This is a genomic window from Streptomyces sp. SAI-170 (assembly GCF_049739565.1).
GTDB lineage: Bacteria > Actinomycetota > Actinomycetes > Streptomycetales > Streptomycetaceae > Streptomyces.
Window position 1 is genome coordinate 4,109,570 of record NZ_JBMGQD010000001.1, and the last position, 22,484, is coordinate 4,132,053.

Genomic DNA, 22,484 nt, shown 5'->3' on the forward strand with positions numbered 1-22,484 from the left:
TGTCAACTCCCGCTCCCACAAGGTCAATCGCGTTCACTGTTTCCTCACAAGCGACGTAGAGTCCCCCCGGGGAGGCACCCGCCTCCCACGGGGAGGGAACACCACACATGGGCAGATCAGCCCTGCCGCGCCACCGTGCCGCGGCCACCGCACTCGTCACCGTCTCGCTCGTCCTGGCGTCCGCCACGCTGCCGGCCGCTCCGGCCGCCGCCGCGACCGCGCTGCCGCCGTGGACGGAGGCGGTGGATCTGGCGACCGAGCGCACCCGCGTCCAGGACGTCGCCGTAGCCGCCGACGGCACCGCCGTCACCGTGTGGATCCGGAGCGAGAACAACGACCCCGGCATCCTGTACGCCGCCACCCGCCCGGCCGGGAGCGACACCTGGAGCACTCCGGTGCCGCTCAGCACCGCGCCCGTCCGGGAGGCCGAGCTGGCGGCGCGCGCCGACGGCTCGGTCGTCGCCCTGTGGGCCGAGTTCCCGAACCCGACCTCGCAGGGCATCGGCACGGGACCGGCACGCCTGTCCCGGGCCATACTCGGCGCCGGGCAGACGGAGTGGTCGATACCCACCGACCTCGTCATCCCCGAGCAGCAGCTCGGTGTCCGCGGTCTCGACCTCACGGAGGGCCGGGACGGCACGCTCGCCGCCGTATGGACCGCCCTGCCGGTGAACGCCGTGGCGACCACGTCGAGCGAGGTGTACGCCAGCGTCATCGCGCCGGACGGCAGTCACACCGCGCCGCGGAAGGTCAGCAACGCGTCCGCGTACGCCGGGCCCTACAGCGGCATGCGGGTGAGCAGCCCCGAGGTCGCCTCCGACGCGTCCGGCGAGATGGTCGTGTCGTACCGGATGGAGCCGTTCGGGTACGGCACCGTGCACGTCATGACCGCCGTCCGGCCCGCCGGGAGTGACGTGTGGCAGACCCCGCAGCTGGTCACCACCGACGTGGCTCCCCTGGGGGCCCCGACGCTGTCGGCCGGCCCGCAGGGGGCGGTGCTGGTGTGGCCGGACAAGAACAAGACGCTCCAGGTGATGCGCCGGTGGTCGTACGCCGGGGAGTGGGGGCAGCCGGAGACGGCCGTCACCGGCGTCCAGCAACTCTTCCAGTTCCCGGACCCGATGGTCGGGGCGGACGGCGACGTGACGCTCGTCTGGTCCGACTACCAGGCCAACAGCGTGCAGACGACCACCTTCGACACCGACACCGGGCAGTGGTCGGCTCCGCAGATCCTGTCCACCGGCGACGTCGCCGGCGACGCCGACTCCAGCCCCGTGTACGACGCGGAGATGGCGCCCGACGGGTCGATCCACGCCCTGTGGCACCAGCGCGGCCAGTACGGCCGGGGCCTGTTGCAGGCCACGCGCGTCGGCGGCACCTGGTCTCCCGCGCGCGGGGTGAAGGGCAGCCTGCACGAGTACCTGACCGGGCAGATCGCGGCACGGTCGGCGAACGAGGCCACCGCCGTGTGGAGCTGGCTGCAGTCCACCACCTACCGGGCCGCCGGACTCCAGGCGTCCCGCACGGCCTGGCCGCAGCTGAAGGTCACCGGGTCGTCCGTGCCCGCGTCCGTGGACTTCAAGGCCACCGGCTTCTGGAAGCCGAGCTGGTACACGAACCGGCCGGTCGAGTCCTGGACCCTCACCCTCACCGACCGGTCGGGGCGCACCCTGCGCACCCTCACCGGCACCCAGGGGATCGCCGGCATCGAGGCCTCCTGGGACGGCCGCACCACCTCCGGCGCCTGGGCCGCCAACGGCAGGGTGAACTGGACGCTGACGGCCACCCAGCCGGATGTGCCGGGCACCACGACGCTGGCGAGCGGCCCGGTGACCGTGGCCGGAGGCGCCCCGGTCCTCCACGACTTCGGCGGCTCGTACGGCGTCCCTGACGGCGGCGGCGACCTGCTCATGCTCACCTCCACCGGGCGCGTGCACATGCGCCACACCAACCTGACCGCGACCCGCGAACTGGGCACCGGCTGGCCCACCACCGTCCGGTTCGTGGCGCTCGGCGACCTGAGCGGCGACCGCTGCAACGACGTCCTCGTCCGGCTGAGCACCGGCGCCCTGCGCGCCTACAAGCCGACCTGCGGCGGAGCCCTGAAGACCAGCACGCCGTACACCGCGCTCGGCACCGGCTGGAACCAGTACGACGTCCTGACCGCCCCCGGCGACCTCACCAAGGACGGCCGCCCGGACCTGATCACCCGTAACGCCTCGACGGGCGCGGTGTACCTCCACAAGGGCACGAGCACGGGCAAGCTGGCCGCACCCGTGAAGCTGTACACGAGCTGGAAGGCGTACAAGAAGATCGTCGGCGCCGGGGACCTCAACGGCGACGGCATCGGCGACCTCCTCGCCCAGGACACGTCGAACAACCTGTACCGCTACCTCGGCACGGGCTCCGGCACCTTCGGCGCCCGGGTGAAGCTGGCCGCGAGCTGGGGCGCTTCGTACAACCTGGTCCTCGGCGCGGGCGACGTCACCGGCGACGGCAAGGCGGACCTCGTGGCCCGCGACACGGCCGGGGTGCTGTGGCGTCAGGCGGGCACCGGGACGGGGACGTTCGGGGCCCGTGTGAAGGCCGGCACGGGGTGGGGTGCGTACAAGGGCGTGTTCTGAGCGTGTTCTGAGCGTTTACAACCATTCGAAGTGCTGAGCGGTCCCCTTCTTCGATCATGCGTCGAAGAAGGGGACACTCATGCGCAGATGGAGTGCGGCCGCGGTCGTGGCCGCCGCGGTGATCGCGGGGACGCTGGCGCCGGCCGTGCCGGCCGCCGCCGTGCACGGGGCGGTGCCGGGGGACTTCGACGGCGACGGGTACCGCGACCTGGTGCTGCCGGTGCCGGGTGCGACCCTCCAGGGCGCCGAATGGGCGGGTGCCGTCGTCGTGGTGTACGGCTCCTCCCGGGGCGTCTCGTCGGCGAGCCGGCGCCAGACCATCACCGAGGACTCGCCCGGCGTTCCCGGGCGCCTGGACGCGTGGGACCAGTTCGGCACCAGCACGGCGACGGCCGACCTGAACCGCGACGGCTACTCCGACCTGGTCGTGGGCTCCCCGCACAGCGAAGCGGACCAGCAGGTCACGGTGCTCTGGGGAAGCCGGAACGGCCTGACCAAGGGCACCCGGCTGCCGCAGGAGGTCAGGCAGGACGACGACGGCCTCGACCTGGCCGCACTCAGCCTGGGGACGGGCTCCAAGACCAAGATCCTGGTCGGCGGCGGTGACTGGACGACCGTCCACAAAGGCCCGTTCGCCAAGGACGGCTCCATCGGCTCCAGCGTCGTGACCCGGACGGACAAAGCCGTCGGCTCCGTCGCCCTCGGCGACTTCAACCGCAGCGGCAGCCCCGACCAGGTGGCCTTCGGGGCGCTCCGCCCCGAGCTGAGCGGCAGCCCGATCATGGCCAACCAGGCCGGGACGCAGACCTGGCCCGAGCCGCTGGCCAACGGCAACGGCCTGCTCGCCGCCACCGGAGACGTCAACGGCGACGGCTACCCCGACCTCGTGGTCGGAGACCCGCTGGAACCCGTGACCCCGGGTGCCGACGGCGAGCTCGGCGGGCGCGTGCTGGTCTACCGCGGCTCGGCGAACGGCATCACCCGCGCGCAGAAGCCCGAGGTGATCACCCAGCAGACCTCGGGCGTCCCCGGCACCAGCGAGGCGGGCGACCGCTTCGGCGGCGGCCTCACCGTGGCCGACCTCAACCGGGACGGCGCCGCCGACATCGTGGTCGGAGCGCCCTACGAGACCGTGGGCACGGTGGAGCGGGCAGGCACGGTCACCGTGATCCCCGGCCGCCGCTCGGGCGCCCTCGGCACCGGCGGGTACTCCTTCCACCAGGACACCTCCGGTGTGCCCAGCGGCAACGAGGCCGGCGACTTCTTCGGCACCACCGTCTCCGCGGGCGACCTGAACCGGGACGGTAAGCCGGAACCTGGTCGTCGGCGCGGCCGGCGAGAACTCCGGCAACGGGGCGGTCTTCGTGCTGCCCGGCGGCACCTCCCGCCCGACCGGCGCCGGCAGCCGCGTCTTCACCCTGGAGTCGCTCGGCATGGCACAGGCCGACGGCTGGCTCGGCGGAAAGGGCCTGCTGAGGCTCCTCGATTCCACCGGCGGTACAACCAACTGAAGCCGTGGCATGTCCCCCTTTCCACAAGCGCGTTGGGAAAGGGGACAGACATGGGCAGATGGGGGGCGGCCGCACTCGTGGCCGCCGGACTGGTCGCGGGGCTGCTGGCACCGGCCACCCCGGCCGCGGCCATCCACGGTGCCGTGCCGGGCGACTTCGACGGGGACGGCTACCGCGACGTGGTGCTGCCGATACCGACCGCGAGGATCGGTGACGGTGTGGGTCTGGGTGCCGTCGTCGTCCTGTACGGCTCCGCGAACGGCGTGTCGGCCGGGGGCCGGCGTCAGGTCATCACCGAGCTCTCGCCCGGCGTCCCGGCAGAGGTCGCCGAGTCGGCGAGCTTCGGCCAGTCCACCGCCACGGCCGACCTGAACCGCGACGGATACGCCGACCTCGTCATCGGCGCACCACGGGGCGGGGACAGCACAGGGACCGTCACCGTCATGTGGGGCAGCAGGAACGGCCTGCGCACGGGCACCCTGCTGCCAAAGCCGGTGTCCTACTTCAGCAACTACGGCGTGGACGTGGCGGCCGTCAGCGCGGGACCGGGCGAGAAGGCCCAGGTCGTCGTCGGCGGGGAGTACGCCTCCGTCGTCTTCAAGGGCCCCTTCAGCAGTTCCGGCACCTACGGCTCGGTCACGTACGGCCCGCGCGAGCGGGGACCGCTGCCCGGGTCGGTGGCGCTCGGCGACTTCAACCACGACGGCATGCCGGACCAGGTCGACTTCGGTGCGCGGGAGAAGGCCCTGACCGGCAGCCCGATCCGGCTGAACCAGACCGGTGCCGCAGCCGGGACGGTGCTGGAGTCGGGCAACGGGTTCATCGCGGCCACCGGTGACGTCAACGGCGACGGCTACACCGACCTGGTGGTCGGCGACCCGCTGACGCCCTGGAACCAGGGCGTCGACGGCCAGCTGGGCGGCCGGGTGGTGCTGTGGCGCGGCTCGGCGAGCGGCATCACCGCCAACACGGAACCCGAGGTGATCAGCCAGGACACCACGGGTGTGCCCGGCACGAGCGAGAAGGGCGACATCTTCGGGGCCGCCGTCGCGGTGGCGGACCTCAACCGGGACGGCGCGGCGGAGATCATCGTCGGCGCACCGCACGAGACCGTCGGCGCGGTCAGCCGGACCGGCATGGTCACCGTGATCCCGGGCCGCCGGACCGGCGCCCTCGGTGCGGGCAGTTACTCCTTCCACCAGAACACGCCCGGTGTCCCCAGCGCCAACGAGACCACGGACTGCTTCGGCACCACGGTGTCCGCCGGGGACGTGAACCGGGACGGCAGGCCGGAGCTGTTCATCGGCGCGGCCTGCGAGAACCACTACAACGGCGCGGTGTTCATGCTGCCCGGCGGCTCCTCGCGCCCGACGGGCACCGGCAGCCGCGTCTTCACCCTGGAGTCGCTCGGCATGCGGCAGTCGTACGAGGGCTGGCTGGGCGGCTACGGACTGTTCTGGATCATCTGATGACCGGGCGGGGACACACGCCGTACAACTCGACGCAATCCGCCGTACAACCAACCAGAGCCGCGACAAGTCCCCTTTCTCAAAGGGCGTTGGGGAAGGGGACAGACATGGGCAGATGGGGGGCGGCCGCACTCGTGGCCGCCGGACTGATCGCGGGGACACTGGCACCGGCCGGCCCCGCAGCGGCCGTGCACGGCGCCGTGCCGGGCGACTTCGACGGTGACGGGTACCGGGACGTGGTGCTGCCGATACCCGGCGCCGACAACGGCGACAACGCGCGGCCGGGAGCCGTGGTCATCCTGTACGGCTCCGCGAACGGGGTCTCGACCGCGAGCCGGCGTCAGGTCCTGACCGCGTACTCGGCCGGGGTCCCGGCACCGGTCGAGAACTCGTCCAACTTCGGCACGTCCACCGCCACGGCCGACCTGAACCGCGACGGATACGCCGACCTGGTCATCGGCGCACCGGGGGGCGGCTCCAACACGGGGACGGTCACCGTCATGTGGGGCAGCAGCAGCGGCCTGCGCAAGGGAAGCCTGCTGCCGAAGCCGTCGTACAACGGTCTCTACGGCGAGGACGTGGCGGCCATCAGCACGGGGCCGGGAGCGAAGGCCCAGGTCATGGTCGGCGGGGAGGACGGGACCGTCGTCATCAAGGGGCCCTTCACCAGCTCGGGCGGCTACGGCTCGGTCACGCAGGGCGAGCGTGAGGAGGGGCCCCTGGTCGGGTCGGTGGCGCTCGGCGACTTCAACCGCGACGGCATGCCCGACCAGGTCGACTTCGGCTGGCGGCGCCCCGAGATCACCGGCAGCCAGGTCCGGGTCAACCAGACCGGCGCCGCAGCAGGGTCGGTGCTGGAGAAGGGCAACGGGTTCATCGCCGCCACCGGTGACGTCAACGCCGACGGCTACACCGACCTCGTGGTCGGCGACCCGCTGACGCCCTTCACCCCGGGCGTCGACGGCGAGCTGGGCGGCCGCGTGCTGCTGTGGCGCGGCTCGGCGAGCGGCATCACCACCGACGCGGCACCCGAGGTGATCACCCAGGACACTCCGGGTGTGCCCGGCACGAGCGAGAAGCAGGACACGTTCGGCGCCGCCCTCGCGGTGACCGACCTCAACCGGGACGGCGCCGCGGACATCGTCGTCGGCGCGCCGTACGAGACCGTCGGCGAGGTCCGCCGGACCGGCGTGGTCACCGTCATCCCGGGCCGCCGCACGGGCCCGCTCGGCGCCGGCGGCTACTCGTTCCACCAGAACACGCCCGGCGTGCCCAGCGTCAACGAGACCCGTGACTGCTTCGGCGCGACGGTCTCGGCCGGGGACGTGAACCGCGACGGCAGGCCGGAGCTGTTCATCGGCGCGGCCTGCGAGAACCACTACAACGGCGCGGTGTTCATGCTGCCCGGCGGCGACACCCGCCCGACCGCCACCGGCAGCCGCGTCTTCACCCTGGACTCGCTCGGCATGCCCCAGTGGTACGAGGGCTGGCTGGGCGGCTTCGGGCTGTTCTGGATCATCTGAGCCACACCGTCCGGATCATCTGAGCCGCAACAGACGAAGGGGGCCGGAGATGTGCTCTCCGGCCCCCTTCTCATGGGTGACTTACTTCGGCTGCGGCTTGCGCACCGACAGGTGCAGCTCCTTCAGCCGCGCCTCGTCCAGCTCGGTCGGCGCGCCCATCATCAGGTCCTGGGCGTTGCCGTTGAGCGGGAAGGCGATGGTCTCGCGGATGTTGGGCTCGTCGGCCAGCAGCATCACGATGCGGTCGACACCCGGGGCGATGCCGCCGTGCGGCGGGGCGCCGAAGCGGAAGGCGCGCAGCATGCCGGCGAACTGCTCCTCGACCGTGTCACGGTCGTAGCCCGCGATCTCGAAGGCCTTGAGCATGATCTCGGGCTCGTGGTTCCGGATGGCGCCGGAGGACAGCTCGACGCCGTTGCAGACGATGTCGTACTGCCAGCCGAGGATGTCCAGCGGGTCCTGGTTCTCCAGGGCCTCCAGGCCGCCCTGCGGCATCGAGAAGGGGTTGTGCGAGAAGTCGATCTTGCCGGTGTCCTCGTCCTTCTCGTACATCGGGAAGTCGACGATCCAGCAGAACCGGAAGACGCCCTCCTCGAAGTGCCCGGCACGCTTGGCGGCCTCGACCCGCACCGCGCCCATGATCTTCGAGACCTCGTCGAACTCGCCCGCACCGAAGAACACGGCGTGGCCGGGGGCCAGCGACAGGCGCTTGGTCAGCTCGGCGACGTTCTCCTCGGTGAGGAACTTGGCGATCGGGCCGGACAGCGAGCCGTCCTCGGCCACACGCACCCAGGCCAGGCCCTTGGCGCCCTGCGAGACGGCGAAGTCACCGAGCTGGTCGAAGAACTTGCGCGGCTGGGCGGAGACGTCCGGCACCGGCAGGGCGCGCACGTGCTTGCCCGCGAACGCCTTGAACTCCGAGCCCTCGAAGACGTCGGTGATGTCGACGAGCTCCAGCTTGGCGCGCAGATCGGGCTTGTCGGAGCCGTACTTCAGCATCGCCTCGCGGAACGGGATCCGCGGGAACGGCGAGGTGACGTGGCGGCCGCCGCCGAACTCCTCGAACAGCTCGGTCATCAGCTTCTCGACGGGCTGGAAGATGTCCTCCTGCTCGACGAAGCTCATCTCGATGTCGAGCTGGTAGAACTCGCCCGGCGAGCGGTCGGCGCGGGCGTCCTCGTCGCGGAAGCAGGGCGCGATCTGGAAGTAGCGGTCGAAGCCGGAGATCATCAGCAGCTGCTTGAACTGCTGCGGGGCCTGCGGCAGGGCGTAGAACTTGCCCGGGTTCAGACGGGACGGCACGACGAAGTCACGGGCGCCCTCGGGGGAGGTCGCGGACAGGATCGGCGTGGCCATCTCGTTGAAGCCGAGGGCCGTCATCTTGTGACGGATCGCGGAGATCACGGCCGTGCGCAGCATGATGTTCTTGTGCATGCGCTCGCGGCGCAGGTCGAGGAAGCGGTACTCCAGGCGCCGCTCCTCGTTGACCCCGTCCTCGGCGTTGATCGTGAACGGCAGCGGGGCGGCCGCGCCGAGCAGCTCGACCTCGCCGACCTCGACCTCGATCTCGCCGGTGGGCAGCTCGGGGTTGATGTTCTCGGCGCCGCGGGAGACGACCTTGCCGTCGACGCGGACGGTGGACTCCTTGGAGACCTTGTCCAGGGCCTCGTAGGCCGGGGTGCCCGGACGGGCCACGAGCTGCGTGATGCCGTAGTGGTCGCGCAGATCGATGAAGAGGATGCCGCCCAGGTCGCGCCGATTGTGCAGCCAGCCACTCAGCCGGACGTCGGTGCCGACGTCAGAGGCGCGGAGCTCGCCGCAGGTGTGGGACCTGTACCGATGCATCGTCGTTCATCCAGTCTTCGCGGATCGGGGTCTGTGTTCCAGGGTGTTTCACGTGAAACACGACCCAGGGTACCGGGCAGGCGAAGATCGGCTCCCCCTATAAGGGACGGGGGTCACGGCACCCTTCGGTGGCAGGATGCGAACACCCTTTCTTAAAGTGGGGCAATGCGCACTGGTGAGCCCCTGCCCCTGCCCGCCGTGGAGCAGGTCCTCGCCACTCTCGCGACCGGCCTGTGGCACTGGGACACGTCGACGAGCCTGGTCAGGGTGGACGCGGAGGCGGCCCGGCTGCTCGGGCTGCCCGCCGAGGGGACGACGCTCAGCGAGTCCCAGGTGCGGGCCCGGCTGCATCCGGTGGACTGGAACGAGATCACCGGTGTGGTGCAGCTCGCGGTGGCCGAGTCCACGCTCGCCGAGGTCCGCATCCGGATCATGGACGAGCAGGGCCGGATCGTCCGGGTCGTACGCAGCCGCTCCAAGCCGTCCTTCGATCCGCACAAGCGGGCCTACGAGCTGATCGGCACCCTCCAGGAGGTCACCGAGCCCGCGCCGGGCACCCCGGCGGACCGGCGGACGGTCACCGGTGACTGGCGGCGCTCGCGGGAGGCGTTCCTGCTGGACGCGGGCCGGGCGCTGGCCGAGGCGCGGTCCACCGCGGAGGTGCTGCGGGTGGCGGCCGGCCTGTCGATGCCGGGGTTCTCGCCGGACGGGCTGGCGGTGTTCGGCGTCTCGGGCGATCGCCTGACGATCATCGGTCATCACGGACACCGGCCCGGCGACGAGGGACCCTTCGCCGCGATGTCCCTGGACACGGCCTATCCGGCCGCGGATGTGGCACGCACCGGGCGGGCCGTGTATCTGCCCTCCCCGGAGGAGTACGCCCGCCGCTATCCGCTGACCTGGCCACTGGCCCAGCAGTTCGGCCGCCAGTCGTGGGCGTTCCTGCCTCTGACGGTCGCCGGGCGCACGATCGGCGCCTGGATGGCCGCCTTCGCCTATCCGGTGGCGTTCACCCCGGACGAGCGCTCGGTGCTGACGACGGTCGCCCGCATGCTGGCGCAGGCCCTGTCCCGCGCCGGGACGGCGGAGTCGGAGCGGGAGCTCACCGACGGCCTCCAGCGCTCGATGCTGCCCTCCCTCGGCCCCGAGGTCCCGGGCATGTCGGTCGCGGCCCGCTACATCCCGACCGGCGGCGGCCTCCAGGTCGGCGGCGACTGGTACGACCTCATCCCGCTGCCCAACGGCAGATTCGCCCTGGTCATCGGGGATGTGCAGGGGCATGACGTACGGGCGGCGGGACTGATGGGGCAGTTGCGGATAGCCCTGCGGGCGTACGCGTCGGAGGGGCACCGGCCCGATGCCGTGCTCTCGCGCGCCTCCCGCTTTCTGCACGGCATCGCCGACGACGGTGCCGACCTGCGCTTCGCGACCTGTCTGTACGTCGAGGTCGACCCGGCCACCGGGGTGGTGGAGGCGGCCCGGGCGGGGCATCTGGACCCGGTGATCCGGATGCCGGACGGCACGGTGCTGCTGCGGGACACCGCGGGCGGGCTGCCGCTGGGCATCGACCCGGACTGCGACTACCCGACCACACGGCTGGCGCTGGAGCCGGGCGAGGTCATGATGATCTGCACCGACGGTCTGATGGAGACCGGCGGCCACGACCTGGACTCCGGCTGGGCGCGCATCCGCCGGATCCTGGAGCTGCACGACGGCGACCTGGAGGAGCTGGCCGACTCCCTGGTGCAGGCCGTGCACGGGCCGTCCTCGCACCACACGACCGGCCCGCTGGCCGACCGCCGTGAGGACGACATCGCGTTCCTGCTGCTGTGCCGCAAGGGCGAGGGCTGCGGCTGCGGGGATTCGCCGGCCGTACACGCTCCCGTGCGGCGCACCATGCTGACGGTGGCGCAGGCCGAGCCGGAGCGGATCGCGGTGGCCCGCCGGCACCTGCGGGAGCTGCTGCACGACTGGGCGTCCCAGGACCAGCTGGACTCGGCGGTGCTGCTGGTGTCGGAGATGCTGACCAACGTCCTGGTGCACACCGACGCCGACGCGCTGCTGGTCGCCCAGGTCACCGGCGAGGGCGCCGGGCGACGCCTGCGGGTGGAGGTCTCCGACACCAGCGACGACCTGCCGCACCGGCGCCACCCCGGCGAGCTGGCCTCCTCCGGGCGCGGCCTGGTGCTGATCGAGCTGCTGGCGGACGAGTGGGGGGTCGCGCCACGGGGCGAGGGCAAGGGCATCTGGTTCGAGCTGTGCGAGGGCGACGACAGCGTGTCCTACGACGGTGACGGCTCGGCCGGAGGCGACCCGGGCGGCGCGGCCGCGGGCGTGTAGCGGACCCGCAGCTCGCTCAGCACCCCGAACGCGGCGGCCGTCGCCGGCACGGCGAGCAGCATGCCGAGGATGCCGGCGACGGAGGCGCCCGCGGTGATGGCGACCATGACGACGGCGGGGTGCATCTGCACGGTCCGGCTCTGGATCATCGGCTGGAGCACATGCCCCTCCAGCACCTGCACGGCGAGCACCACACCGACCGCCCACAGCGCGATCACGAACCCCCGGTCGGCGAGCGCGACCAGCACGGCGACCGCGCCGGAGAGGAAGGCGCCGAGGTAGGGGATGTAGGCGCCGACGAAGACGAGCGCCCCGAGCCCGACCGCGCCCGGTACGTCGAGGATCAGCAGGCCGACGGTGATGCAGACGGCGTCGATGAGCGCGATGAGGGTGGTGCCGCGCATGAAGCCCTCGACGGCGTGGAAGGCGCGGCGCGCCATGGCCTCCAGGGTGTCGCCGGTGCCGCGCGGGGCGAGTCCGCGCAGGGTGCCCGCGGCCTTGTCGGAGTCACGCAGGAAGAAGAAGACCAGCAGCAGGGCGAGCACGGCCATGGCGATGGACTCGCCGACGACGCTGACCCCGCTGATCACACCGGAGGCGGCGGTGCTGCCGAACTTGGAGGCCAGTTCACGGGCGTTGGAGGCGATGTCGTCGAGGGAGGTGCCGGCCGCCCCGAAGTGGTCGGCGAGGGACTCGGCGGCGTCCTTGAGGGAGGCGACGATCTGGTCGCCGGTGTCGATGAGCGCGGCGACGACGATGTACACGGCCCCGCCGACCACACACACCACGGCCACACAGGTCAGCGCGGCCGCCAGCGAGCGGTGCAGGTGCGCCTTGACCAGCCGCCGGTGGAGGGGCCCGAGCAGGGCGGTGCCGAGCAGCGCGAGCAGCACGGGCACCACCGCCGTACGGAACACGACGCACAGCCGCACGGCGACCCAGCCGACGCCCGCGAGGAGCAGGAGGACGGCGCACCAGGCGGCGAGGCGGCGGACGGGGCGGGGGAGCAGCGGGGCGGAGTCCTGCACGCCTTCAGCGCACCACGCCCGGCGCGGGCTGTCCCGCCCGGACGGGCCGGTCGGGTGACGGAGCGTCAGGGCTTCAGCGGCGGCCGCGTCCCCGGTTCCTGGGGTGGTCGCGGGCGGTGCGCTCGTTGCCGAACTTGTACGAGCCGGTCCAGCGGGCCATCACGAGCTGCGCGTCCCCCGACCCGACCTCGTCGAGGAACCGTGCGGCCCGGTCCCCGCGCAGGGTGGCGGCCCGGCGGCCGCGATGGGTGATGACGACGCTTCCGTCGCCATGACTGCTGTAGGTGAAACCGGAGGGGGCGGGCATGCAGGCTCCTCGTGGCAGATGTCCCCGCATCCTGGACCAGGCCGGGCCCTGCGCGCCCCCGGATTTCGGGCGGGATGGACGAGGGGGCGCCGACCACGCTGCCGGCGCCCCCTCGTCCGGTCGGTCAGGCCTGCGGCCCGCTCGCGTCCATGCCGTGCACGGCCGGAACGGTGCCGAGGCGTCCCTTCTGGAAGTCCTCGAAGGCCTGCATCAGCTCGTCCTTGGTGTTCATGACGAACGGGCCGTAGTGGGCCATGGGCTCACGGATGGGCTGTCCGCCGAGGAGGACGATCTCCAGGTCCGGGGTGTGGGAGTCCTGCTTCTCGTCCGCGCGGACGGTCAGCGAGCCCCCGGCGCCGAAGACGGCGGTCTGGCCCGTGTTGACCGGACGGCGCTCGGCACCGACCGCGCCCCGGCCCGCCAGCACGTACGCCAGGCCGTTGAAGTCCTCACGCCAGGGCAGGGTGATCTCGGCGCCCGGCGCCAGGGTGGCGTGGATCATCGTGATCGGGGTGTGGGTGATGCCGGGACCGGCGTGGCCGTCCAGCTCACCGGCGATGACGCGGAGCAGCGCGCCGCCGTCGGGTGTGGTCAGCAGCTGGACGTTGCCGCCGCGGATGTCCTGGTAGCGCGGGGGCATCATCTTGTCCTTGGCCGGCAGGTTCACCCACAGCTGGAGGCCGTGGAAGAGGCCGCCGGACATGACGAGGTGCTCGGGCGGGGCCTCGATGTGCAGGAGGCCGGAGCCGGCGGTCATCCACTGGGTGTCGCCGTTGGTGATGGTGCCGCCACCGCCGTTGGAGTCCTGGTGGTCGAAGATCCCGTCGATGATGTAGGTGACGGTCTCGAAGCCACGGTGGGGGTGCCAGGGGGTGCCCTTGGGCTCGCCCGGCGCGTACTCCACCTCACCCATCTGGTCCATCATGATGAACGGGTCCAGATAGCGGTAGTTGATCCCGGCGAACGCTCGGCGCACCGGGAAGCCCTCGCCCTCGAAACCGCTCGGCGCGGTCGTGACAGCGAGCACGGGACGTGCCACGGCGTCGGCGGGCGCGGTCACGCGGGGCAGCGTCAGCGGGTTCTCGACGGTCACTGCAGGCATGTCGGTACCTCCTTGTGCTCCGATTTTAGTTGACGATTGAACTTTCTGCCACCCGCAACGCGAAAAGCCCGGAGGGCATTCCCCTCCGGGCTCTCCCGCACCAGGCGGTCCATTCAGCGCGTCCCGGACATCTCCCACAGCTCCGGGAAGAACCGGTGGGCGGCCCGGGCCCGCAGATAGGGGGACCCGGTGCTGCCGCCCGTGCCCCGCGCGGCCCCGAGCTGCCGCTCGACGACCCGGACGTGCCGCTCCCGCCAGCGCGCCCAGCCCCGGTCGTGCTCCAGCAGCGCCGCCGCCAGCTCACCCGCCGCGGTGCCGCCCCGCCCGATCCGGTCGTACGTCCGCCTGCGCTCGGCGCGATTGCCGCAGGCGAAGCCCTGCGCGGTCAGGGCGGCGAGGAAGGCGTCCCACAGCGACGGCTCCAGCAGCCGCCGGTCCAGCCGGGCCCGCTCGGCGGGCGTCAGCCAGGCGCCGAGGCCGACCGGGGCCACGTCGGTGCGGCCGGAGAGCGCCTCGATCTCGTGGAACTGCGCCGACTGCGCCCCGCTGGCCGTGCCGAGCGCGCCCCGGAAGGCCCGGAAGTCACCCGGCGCCATCGTGTCCAGCACCTCCAGCGCCGCCAGCATCGCGCTCTCGATCTCCCGGCAGCGCCGCAGCCGCAGCACGGGTACGGCGGTCTCGCCCGCCAGCATCCGGTCGCGGGCGTCGGTCAGCTCGGCAAGGAGCAGCTTGAACCACAGCTCGTGCACCTGGTGCACGGCGATGAACAGCGGCTCGTCGTGGGCCGTGCCGCCCGTGCGCGGGACCTGCTGGGCGAGCAGGGCGGGCAGCCGCAGGTACTCGGCGTAGGTGAAGGTGTCCGCAGCGGTCAGGGGTGTGCTGTTCATGAGTGCTCCAGGTGTCCGGCGCCGCTTCCGTCGCCGAGGCCGTGTGCCGCGAAGTGGTCGCGGGCGCCGGGGAGTTCGAAGACGCCCGTCGCGGCGCACAGCCGCAGCAGGGCGCGGGCCATCTCGTTCAGCCGCCGCTCCCCCGGGCCGCCCGCGTAGGTGTCGGCCACCACCTGCCGGGCCGTGTCCGCGTCCAGCCCCGCCAGCCGCAGCGAGGCGTGCACCGGGCCGAGGTCCCAGGTCAGGGCGGCCCGGATCAGCGCGGGCAGGGCACGGGCCGCACCCGCCCGCTCGGCGGGGGTCAGGCGCACCCACAACTCCCTGAAGAACAGGGAGAAGAAACGGTGGTGCCGTCCCTCGTCGCGGGCGTGGTCGCGCAGCAGGTCGCGTACCGGGGCGGCGACCGTCTCGTCGGCGGGCACCTCGTTCAGCACGGCCGTGATCAGGGTCTCGAACACGACCGCCTGGAGGAGTTCCGCCAGCCGGGGAGACTCGGGCAGCTGTGCGCGGCCCGTCTCCCGCAGCCGCTCCACGAAGCCGCCGTAGTCCCAGCCGGGGACGGGGATGCCGGTCACGGCCGCGACCTGGTCGGCGAGGTCGAGGCTGTACAGGGCGTGGTAGCCCTCGTCGCAGTACACCTTGAAGGCGTCCAGGCGCAGTGCGGCGGGCAGGTCCAGGCCCGCGCGGCCGTTGGCGACCGGCTCGGCGGCGGCGTTGACGACCCGGGTCTCCAGATGGGTGGTGGACAGCAGGAACTGGTACAGGTGCCGGACCGTCACCTCCCGCACCCGCTCCGGCGGCAGGGCGCGTACGGCCTCGTGGCCGGCGTACGGCACCAGCGCGGCCGGGAAGAGGACCTTGCCGCGCTCGGCGTCCTCGTGGAACATCCGGCGCACCCCGGTGCGGACGCCCGCCTGCTCATACCAGCGGTCGAGCGGTCCCGGCGGTGTGCTGTCGTCCCTCGCCACGGGGGCCTCCTTTCCCGTCCAGGAACCGGCCGAGCCGGGTCAGGGCCTCGGCGACGACGGCCGCGTCGAGGGAGTGGCAGACGCGGAACCAGCCGGGGCGCGGGGCGTGGAAGGCCTCGCCCGGCAGGATGCTGACGCGGGTGCCGTCGAGGATGTCCCGCCACAGCGCGCGTTCACCGGCGGGCGGCAGCCATGCGCCGAGGTCGGCCCAGACGGAACAGCCGGCCCGGGCCGGGGCGTACGGGATGCCGTACGCCGTGAGAAGCGCGGCGGCCCGCTCGTACGAGACTCCGAGGCGGCGGCGGTTCTCGCCGAGGAACGCGGCGACCCGCGCCGGCTCGGAGAGCAGTTCGGCGAGCACGGCCTGGGTGTGGGTGGACAGGGGCGCGAAGTAGGCGAGCGCACGGGCCGCCTCCCGCACGTCGGGGTCCGGCGTGTGCAGCACGCCCGCCTTCAGCCCGGACAGCCCGAAGTCCTTGGCGAAGCCCCACACGGTGTGCACGCGCGGCCCGTCGATCGCGCGCAGGCTGGTGAAGTCGCCCTCGAACACCGACCCGGCGTAGATCTCGTCCGCGATCAGGTCGACACCGAACTCGGCCGCGACGCCCGCCAGTTCGCGCAGGAGGGCGGCCGGGTGGACGCTGCCGGTCGGGTTGCCGGGCGAGGCGAGCGCGACGGCCCGCACGACCGTCCCCGCACGCCGCGCCTGCGCCAGCACCCGCCGCACGCCCTCGGGCCACAGCCCGTACCCGTCGGCCGGGTCCGGCGGCGCGGGCAGCAGCCGGGCGCCGGAGCGTCCCGCGAGATCCGTGTCGAAGGCCCCGTAGTACGGCGTCGGTACGACGATCCCGTCGCCGGGGTCGCACAGCACACTCGCGATCACATCCAGCGCGGCCGTCGCCCCGGCCACCACCACCAGGTCCTCGGCATCGACACCCAGATGCCCGGCCACCCGCTCGCGCAGCTCGGCGGTGCCGTACAGAGGGGCGTACCGGGTGGTGGCCTCGCCGAGCGGCGGAGGCCGCTGCCCGGTGTGCAGGTCCGCCAGGAGACGGTTCTCCGCCGTACCGAGGTTGAGCCACCCGTCGGGCCTGAGCCGCGGGTGATAGGGATACGCCTCCGCCCGAAAATGCGCCTCGGCAATCGCGGGCGTCCCGGCCACCAGCCGTGCGGCCTGCCGCGAGACGCGGGTCATCGGGGGGCTCCGGCGGGGTCGGGGACCGAGGTCGGCACCGTCGGCGCGGACGTCGGCTCCCGTAAAGCGGACGCCGGCTCCTGTAAAGGCGTCGCAGACACCGGCTCCGGCAAAGGCCCCTGCCCCGCTGCCCCGGTGGCCCGATGCTCCTCCGGGCCGTGGGCCAGTGCCGCCGAGCCCGTGAGGAGGCCCGGGTGGGCGCCCAGGCCCATCGACGCGTCGATCACCGCCCCGTGCAGGACGCCCGAGTCGGTGCCGGCGAGCCACCAGACCAGTTCGGCTATCTCCTCGGGGCTGATGAGCCGGCCGCGGGGCAGGGCGGCCTCGACGGCGGCACGGCGTTCGGGGGTGAGGCCGGCGAGGGTGCTGGCCTCGAACATCGGCGTCTCGACGGCACCGGGGCACACGGCGACGACGTCCACGCACGCGTGGGCGAGCTCGGCGGCCAGATGCCGGGTGAGGTAGGCGAGCGCGGCCTTGCTCATGCCGTCGGCGACCCGGAAGCCGGGGAAGGGCGCCACACCGCCGCCGACGCTGGAGACGTTGACGACCTTGCCGCGGCCGCGCGCCAGCATGCCCGGCAGCAGCTGCTGCACGAGCCACAGCGGGCCCACCGCGTTGATCTGGAGGAACGCCGCGTCCCTGACGTGGTCGGGGCCGGGGACGTAGGACTCGACGGTCTTGGAGCCGACCGCCGCGTTGTTGACGAGGACGTCGACCGGGCCCGGCAGCTCGGCGAGGAGCCGTTCGTGGTCGTCCCACTCGCCCTGCCGGAAGGCGAAGGCGCGCGGGCGCCGGTCGGCGTGGGCGAGGCGTGCGACCAGTTCGGCCGCCCGCGCGTGCCCCGAGTGATAGGTGAACCAGACGTGGTCGCCGGCTCTCGCGAACCGCTCCACACATGCCCGGCCGATTCCCGCCGAGCCTCCGGTGATCAGTACGTTCCGTGCAGCCGCCATGCAGGCCCCCAGGGGATGGTGCCGTGGGTCGCGGACACTTCACGGGGAAATGTAGAGAACCTGTGAAGAAATATGCCCCGGGCGCCCCTGGGACGGGCCCGACTACATGAAGTCAGCCACCGACCGGCTGGAATCAGCCGTCACGCGGGTCTCACCACGTCTCAGCCGTACATCCGGCGCATCGCGAACTCGACCATCTGTTCGACCGCCTTGGCGTCGAAGACGATCCGGTGCTCGCCCTCCATGTCGAGGACGAAGCCGTAGCCGGTCGGCAGCAGGTCGATCACCTCGGCGCCGGTGATGACGAAGTACTTGGACTCCTTGCCCGCGTACCGGCGCAGCTCCTTCAGCGAGGTGAACATCGGGATCACCGGCTGCTGGGTGTTGTGCAGGGCGAGGAAGCCGGGGTTGTCACCGCGCGGGCAGTACACCTTGGAGGTGGCGAAGACCTGCTGGAAGTCCTCCGCGGCCAGCTGGCCCGTGGTGAAGGCGCGCACCGCGTCCGCGAGCGAGGGCGGGGACGGCTCGGGATACAGCGGCGGCTGCTGCCCGTATCCGCCGGACATCGGCTGCTGGGGAGCGGCGTACTGCTGCTGAGCACCACCGACGTTCTGGTCGTAGCCGTACATGCCAGAAAGAGTAACCAGTCACAGATGGCCGGATCGGGGTTGCGTCTTATTACTGGCGGGTAGCATCATCGTAGCTACTTGTTGGTACGTGAACTAGCGCGAGGATCCAGTGCCTCGCCGATCTCTCTACGGAGCCGTCGCCATGGGGCACTACAAGTCGAATCTCCGCGACATCGAGTTCAATCTCTTCGAAGTACTCGGGCGCGACAAGGTGTACGGCACCGGCCCGTTCGAGGAGATGGACGTCGAGACCGCCAAGAGCGTCCTGGAGGAGCTGACCCGCCTCTCCGAGAACGAGCTGGCCGAGTCCTTCATCGACGCCGACCGCAACCCGCCGGTCTTCGACCCGGAGACGAACACCGCCCCGGTCCCGGCGTCGTTCAAGAAGAGCTACCAGGCCTTCATGGACTCCGAGTACTGGCGCCTGGGCCTGCCCGAGGAGATCGGCGGCACCACCTCGCCCCGCTCGCTCATCTGGGCCTACGCCGAGCTGATCCTGGGCGCCAACCCGGCCGTGTGGATGTACTCCTCGGGCCCCGCGTTCGCCGGCATCCTCTTCGAGGAGGGCAACGAGGTCCAGAAGCACATCGCCAAGGTCGCCACCGAGAAGCAGTGGGGCTCCACCATGGTCCTCACCGAGCCGGACGCCGGCTCGGACGTGGGCGCCGGCCGCACCAAGGCCGTGCAGCAGGAGGACGGCTCCTGGCACATCGAGGGCGTGAAGCGCTTCATCACCTCCGGTGAGCACGACATGTCGGAGAACATCCTCCACTACGTGCTGGCCCGCCCCGAGGGCGCAGGCCCCGGCACCAAGGGCCTGTCCCTCTTCCTCGTCCCGAAGTACCTCTTCGACTTCGAGACCGGCGAGCTGGGCGAGCGCAACGGCGTCTACGCCACCAACGTCGAGCACAAGATGGGCCTGAAGGCCTCCAACACGTGCGAGATGACCTTCGGCGACCAGCACCCCGCCAAGGGCTGGCTGATCGGCGACAAGCACGACGGCATCCGCCAGATGTTCCGCATCATCGAGTTCGCCCGCATGATGGTCGGCACGAAGGCGATCTCCACCCTCTCCACGGGCTACCTCAACGCCCTGGAGTACGCCAAGGAGCGCGTCCAGGGCCCCGACCTGGCGAACTTCATGGACAAGACCGCGCCCAAGGTCACCATCACGCACCACCCGGACGTCCGCCGCTCGCTGATGACGCAGAAGGCGTACGCGGAGGGCATGCGCGCCCTGGTCCTCTACACCGCCTCCATCCAGGACGAGATCCAGATCAAGGAGGCGGCGGGCGAGGACGTCTCCGCTCTGGAGGCCCTGAACGACCTGCTCCTGCCGATCGTCAAGGGCTACGGCTCCGAGAAGGGCTACGAGCAGCTCGCCCAGTCGCTGCAGACCTTCGGCGGCTCCGGCTTCCTGCAGGAGTACCCGATCGAGCAGTACATCCGGGACTCCAAGATCGACACCCTCTACGAGGGCACCACGGCCATCCAGGGCCAGGACTTCTTCTTCCGGAAGATCGTCCGCAACCAGGGCGCGGCCCTGAACTCCCTGGCCGAGGACATCAAGAAGTTCCTCGCGCTCGGCACCGGCGGCGACGAGCTGGCCGGCGCCCGTGAGCACCTGGCCAAGGCGGCCGTCGAGCTGGAGGCCATCGTCGGCCTGATGCTCACCGACCTCGCCGCCACCGAGCAGGACGTCAAGAACATCTACAAGGTCGGTCTGAACACGACCCGCCTGCTGATGGCCTCCGGTGACGTCGTCGTCGGCTACCTGCTGCTCAAGGGCGCCGCGATCGCCGCCGAGAAGCTGCCGACGGCCTCCGCCAAGGACAAGGCCTTCTACACCGGCAAGATCGCCGCGGCGAAGTTCTTCGCGGCCAACGTCCTGCCCGGCGTGACCCTGGCCCGCAAGGTCTCGGAGAACGTCGAGCTGGACCTCATGGAGCTGGACGAGACCGCCTTCTAGTCGCCCTCACAACCCTCACCAGGGCCCGCTTCCCAACCAGGGGAGCGGGCCCTCGTACGTCGTTAAGGTGAACCCCATGAGCGAACCCCCCCGCAGTGATCGCGGACACACCGACGACCTCATGTCCTTCCTGACGGCCAGCCCGACGCCGTACCACGCCGTGGCGACCGCGGCCGAGCGGCTGGAGAAGGCCGGCTTTCGCCAGGTCGCGGAGACGGATGCCTGGGAAGGCACGAGCGGCGGCAAGTACGTGACGCGCGGCGGCGCCATCGTGGCCTGGTACGTCCCCGAGGGCGCGGCGGCGCACACGCCGTTCCGGATCGTCGGCGCGCACACCGACTCGCCCAACCTGCGGGTGAAGCCGCAGCCCGACACCGGGGCGCACGGCTGGCGCCAGGTGGCCGTGGAGATCTACGGCGGGCCGCTGCTCAACTCGTGGCTCGACCGGGACCTGGGCCTGGCCGGCCGGCTGACCCTGCGGGACGGCTCGACGCGCCTGGTGAACGTCGACCGCCCGCTGCTGCGCGTCCCGCAGCTCGCCATCCACCTGGACCGCTCGGTGTCCTCGGACGGCCTCAAGCTCGACAAGCAGCGGCATCTGCAGCCCGTGTGGGGGCTCGGCGACGAGGTGCAGGGCGGCGACCTGATCGCCTTCCTGGAGGAGGAGGCCGGCATCCCTGCGGGCCAGGTCACCGGCTGGGACCTGATGACCCACTCCGTGGAGGCGCCCGCCTACCTGGGCCGCGACCGCGAGCTGGTGGCCGGGCCGCGCATGGACAACCTGCTGTCCGTGCACGCGGGCGTGGCCGCGCTGACCGCCGTCGCCGGGCAGGACCTGCCGTACATCCCGGTGCTGGCCGCCTTCGACCACGAGGAGAACGGCTCCCAGTCCGACAGCGGCGCCGACGGCCCGCTGCTGGGCGGCGTCCTGGAGCGCTCGGTGTTCGCGCGCGGAGGGTCGTACGAGGACCGGGCCAGGGCCTTCGCGGGCACGGTCTGCCTGTCCTCCGACACGGGCCACGCCGTGCACCCCAACTACGCCGAGCGGCACGACCCGACGCACCACCCGCGGGTCAACGGCGGACCGATCCTCAAGGTCAACGTCAACAACCGCTACGCCACGGACGGTTCGGGCCGGGCGATCTTCGCGGCGGCCTGCGAGAAGGCGGGCGTGCCCTTCCAGTCGTTCGTCTCGCACAACTCCATGCCCTGCGGCACCACGATCGGCCCGATCACCGCCGCCCGGCACGGCATCCGCACGGTCGACATCGGCGTCGCGATCCTGTCGATGCACAGCGTCCGTGAACTGTGCGGCGCCGAGGACCCGTTGCTGCTGACCCGGGCTCTGACGGCGTTCCTCGAAGGCTGATCAGCCCCTCCCGGGTGTCCGACGGGAGGGTCCGGGGTACCCGGACCCTCCGAGCACACGACATCCCTATGAGGGAGGCAGGTCTGATGGGCCTGGGCGGATGCATCATCCTCATCGCCGTGGGAGCCATCCTCACGTTCGCGACCGACTGGGACATGGAGGGGGTCAACCTCGACCTCGTCGGTCTCATTCTCATGATCGTGGGCCTGATCGGCGTCACCACGTTCAGCAGCATCGCCCGCCGCCGGCGGGTGGTCGTCCCACCGGCCACACCCGTGGTCGAGGACGACGTACACCACCACCGTCACCACCGCCGGGACGACTACACGGACGGATACGGCGTGTGAGTCGGGCCCGGGTGAGTCACGCCAGCGCGTGGCCCGTGGTCGCGTCCACGTGGGAGGGGACCTCCTCGTGGCGGTCGCCGACGGTCGAGGTGCCCGTGGGCTCCAGCACGAGAATCTCGGTCGGGACGGGCGCGTACGGCTTGTGCTCGGTCCCGCGCGGGACGGTGAAGACGGAGCCACGGGGCAGCACGACGGTGCGCTCACCGTCCTTCTCCCGCAGCCCGATGTGCAGTTCACCGCTGAGGACGAGGAAGAACTCGTCGGTGTCGTCGTGGGCGTGCCACAGGTGCTCGCCCTCGACCTTGGCGACGCGGACGTCGTAGTCGTTGACGGTGGTGACGATGCGCGGGCTCCACTGCTGGGTGAAGGAGTCGAGCGCGGCGGCCAGGGAAACGGGTTCGTCGGTCATGCGTCG

At 71.8% G+C, this 22,484-nt stretch carries 17 protein-coding genes; 7 read left to right on the forward strand and 10 right to left on the reverse strand.

Annotation, left to right across the window (positions count from 1 at the left end; all coding sequences use genetic code 11):
- Positions 1-107: 107 nt before the first annotated feature.
- The 3 genes from RKD23_RS18415 (at position 108) to RKD23_RS18425 (ending at position 7,127) form a co-directional block, all read left to right on the forward strand.
- Positions 108-2,624: an FG-GAP-like repeat-containing protein gene (locus RKD23_RS18415; protein WP_424854662.1), complete on the forward strand. Its 2,517-nt coding sequence runs from the start codon at positions 108-110 to the stop codon at positions 2,622-2,624.
- A 79-nt stretch (positions 2,625-2,703) separates the two neighbouring features.
- The gene (locus RKD23_RS18420; protein WP_424854663.1) at positions 2,704-5,604 is read left to right on the forward strand and encodes an FG-GAP-like repeat-containing protein; all 2,901 of its coding nucleotides are present in this window, start codon (positions 2,704-2,706) and stop codon (positions 5,602-5,604) included.
- A 107-nt stretch (positions 5,605-5,711) separates the two neighbouring features.
- Positions 5,712-7,127 (forward strand): FG-GAP repeat protein, encoded by a 1,416-nt coding sequence (locus RKD23_RS18425; RefSeq protein WP_424854664.1) that lies wholly within the window; start codon positions 5,712-5,714, stop codon positions 7,125-7,127.
- Between the two features lie 81 nt (positions 7,128-7,208).
- Here the strand turns inward: RKD23_RS18425 and aspS are convergent, their stop codons facing one another.
- Positions 7,209-8,972 (reverse strand): aspartate--tRNA ligase, encoded by a 1,764-nt coding sequence (gene aspS, locus RKD23_RS18430; protein WP_424854665.1) that lies wholly within the window; start codon positions 8,970-8,972, stop codon positions 7,209-7,211.
- A 165-nt stretch (positions 8,973-9,137) separates the two neighbouring features.
- On the opposite strand from aspS, the gene RKD23_RS18435 reads away from it, so the two are divergent.
- Positions 9,138-11,312 carry a SpoIIE family protein phosphatase gene (locus tag RKD23_RS18435; protein WP_424854666.1) on the forward strand — a complete coding sequence of 725 codons (2,175 nt, stop codon included), beginning with the start codon at positions 9,138-9,140 and terminating at the stop codon, positions 11,310-11,312.
- Here RKD23_RS18435 and RKD23_RS18440 read toward each other — a convergent pair.
- The 8 genes from RKD23_RS18440 to RKD23_RS18475 all read right to left on the reverse strand — a co-directional run bounded on the left by RKD23_RS18440 (position 11,255) and on the right by RKD23_RS18475 (position 18,384).
- Positions 11,255-12,340, reverse strand: a complete 1,086-nt coding sequence (locus RKD23_RS18440) for an AI-2E family transporter (protein ID WP_424854667.1) — start codon at positions 12,338-12,340, stop codon at positions 11,255-11,257. The two genes, RKD23_RS18435 and RKD23_RS18440, sit on opposite strands and share 58 nt — an antisense overlap.
- A gap of 73 nt (positions 12,341-12,413) precedes the next feature.
- Entirely contained in the window at positions 12,414-12,647 is a 234-nt protein-coding gene (locus RKD23_RS18445; protein WP_424854668.1) for a hypothetical protein, read from the reverse strand.
- 124 nt (positions 12,648-12,771) lie between these two features.
- Complete coding sequence (locus RKD23_RS18450; protein ID WP_424854669.1) at positions 12,772-13,749, reverse strand: pirin family protein; 978 nt, start codon at positions 13,747-13,749, stop codon at positions 12,772-12,774.
- Between the two features lie 113 nt (positions 13,750-13,862).
- Positions 13,863-14,636 carry a tryptophan 2,3-dioxygenase family protein gene (locus RKD23_RS18455; protein WP_424854670.1) on the reverse strand — a complete coding sequence of 258 codons (774 nt, stop codon included), beginning with the start codon at positions 14,634-14,636 and terminating at the stop codon, positions 13,863-13,865.
- Entirely contained in the window at positions 14,633-15,604 is a 972-nt protein-coding gene (locus tag RKD23_RS18460; protein WP_424854671.1) for a diiron oxygenase, read from the reverse strand. Before RKD23_RS18460 ends, RKD23_RS18455 begins: the two co-directional genes overlap by 4 nt.
- Complete coding sequence (locus RKD23_RS18465) at positions 15,555-16,799, reverse strand: aminotransferase class I/II-fold pyridoxal phosphate-dependent enzyme (protein WP_424854672.1); 1,245 nt, start codon at positions 16,797-16,799, stop codon at positions 15,555-15,557. Before RKD23_RS18465 ends, RKD23_RS18460 begins: the two co-directional genes overlap by 50 nt.
- Positions 16,796-17,755 (reverse strand): SDR family NAD(P)-dependent oxidoreductase, encoded by a 960-nt coding sequence (locus RKD23_RS18470; RefSeq protein WP_424854673.1) that lies wholly within the window; start codon positions 17,753-17,755, stop codon positions 16,796-16,798. The genes RKD23_RS18465 and RKD23_RS18470 overlap by 4 nt, the downstream gene beginning before the upstream one ends.
- A 161-nt stretch (positions 17,756-17,916) precedes the next feature.
- Complete coding sequence (locus RKD23_RS18475; protein WP_399643123.1) at positions 17,917-18,384, reverse strand: SseB family protein; 468 nt, start codon at positions 18,382-18,384, stop codon at positions 17,917-17,919.
- A 142-nt stretch (positions 18,385-18,526) separates the two neighbouring features.
- Here RKD23_RS18475 and RKD23_RS18480 point away from each other — a divergent pair, with 142 nt between their 5' ends.
- The 3 genes from RKD23_RS18480 to RKD23_RS18490 all read left to right on the forward strand — a co-directional run bounded on the left by RKD23_RS18480 (position 18,527) and on the right by RKD23_RS18490 (position 22,069).
- Positions 18,527-20,353: an acyl-CoA dehydrogenase gene (locus tag RKD23_RS18480; protein WP_424854674.1), complete on the forward strand. Its 1,827-nt coding sequence runs from the start codon at positions 18,527-18,529 to the stop codon at positions 20,351-20,353.
- Positions 20,354-20,429: 76 nt separating this feature from the next.
- Positions 20,430-21,722 carry a M18 family aminopeptidase gene (locus tag RKD23_RS18485; RefSeq protein ID WP_424854675.1) on the forward strand — a complete coding sequence of 431 codons (1,293 nt, stop codon included), beginning with the start codon at positions 20,430-20,432 and terminating at the stop codon, positions 21,720-21,722.
- 86 nt (positions 21,723-21,808) lie between these two features.
- Complete coding sequence (locus tag RKD23_RS18490) at positions 21,809-22,069, forward strand: DUF6458 family protein (RefSeq protein WP_404038342.1); 261 nt, start codon at positions 21,809-21,811, stop codon at positions 22,067-22,069.
- Between the two features lie 16 nt (positions 22,070-22,085).
- Here the strand turns inward: RKD23_RS18490 and RKD23_RS18495 are convergent, their stop codons facing one another.
- Positions 22,086-22,478 carry a cupin domain-containing protein gene (locus tag RKD23_RS18495; protein ID WP_424854676.1) on the reverse strand — a complete coding sequence of 131 codons (393 nt, stop codon included), beginning with the start codon at positions 22,476-22,478 and terminating at the stop codon, positions 22,086-22,088.
- Positions 22,479-22,484 lie beyond the last annotated feature (6 nt).

Excerpts from the sequence above, each read along its gene's own strand:
- RKD23_RS18415 (WP_424854662.1), top strand. The coding sequence starts at position 108 with ATGGGCAGATCAGCCCTGCCGCGCCACCGTGCCGCGGCCACCGCACTC.
- RKD23_RS18420 (WP_424854663.1), top strand. The coding sequence starts at position 2,704 with ATGCGCAGATGGAGTGCGGCCGCGGTCGTGGCCGCCGCGGTGATCGCG.
- RKD23_RS18425 (WP_424854664.1), top strand. The coding sequence starts at position 5,712 with ATGGGCAGATGGGGGGCGGCCGCACTCGTGGCCGCCGGACTGATCGCG.
- aspS (WP_424854665.1), bottom strand. The coding sequence starts at position 8,972 with ATGCATCGGTACAGGTCCCACACCTGCGGCGAGCTCCGCGCCTCTGAC.
- RKD23_RS18435 (WP_424854666.1), top strand. The coding sequence starts at position 9,138 with ATGCGCACTGGTGAGCCCCTGCCCCTGCCCGCCGTGGAGCAGGTCCTC.
- RKD23_RS18445 (WP_424854668.1), bottom strand. The coding sequence starts at position 12,647 with ATGCCCGCCCCCTCCGGTTTCACCTACAGCAGTCATGGCGACGGAAGC.
- RKD23_RS18450 (WP_424854669.1), bottom strand. The coding sequence starts at position 13,749 with ATGCCTGCAGTGACCGTCGAGAACCCGCTGACGCTGCCCCGCGTGACC.
- RKD23_RS18455 (WP_424854670.1), bottom strand. The coding sequence starts at position 14,636 with ATGAACAGCACACCCCTGACCGCTGCGGACACCTTCACCTACGCCGAG.
- RKD23_RS18465 (WP_424854672.1), bottom strand. The coding sequence starts at position 16,799 with ATGACCCGCGTCTCGCGGCAGGCCGCACGGCTGGTGGCCGGGACGCCC.
- RKD23_RS18470 (WP_424854673.1), bottom strand. The coding sequence starts at position 17,755 with ATGGCGGCTGCACGGAACGTACTGATCACCGGAGGCTCGGCGGGAATC.
- RKD23_RS18475 (WP_399643123.1), bottom strand. The coding sequence starts at position 18,384 with ATGTACGGCTACGACCAGAACGTCGGTGGTGCTCAGCAGCAGTACGCC.
- RKD23_RS18480 (WP_424854674.1), top strand. The coding sequence starts at position 18,527 with ATGGGGCACTACAAGTCGAATCTCCGCGACATCGAGTTCAATCTCTTC.
- RKD23_RS18485 (WP_424854675.1), top strand. The coding sequence starts at position 20,430 with ATGAGCGAACCCCCCCGCAGTGATCGCGGACACACCGACGACCTCATG.
- RKD23_RS18490 (WP_404038342.1), top strand. The coding sequence starts at position 21,809 with ATGGGCCTGGGCGGATGCATCATCCTCATCGCCGTGGGAGCCATCCTC.
- RKD23_RS18495 (WP_424854676.1), bottom strand. The coding sequence starts at position 22,478 with ATGACCGACGAACCCGTTTCCCTGGCCGCCGCGCTCGACTCCTTCACC.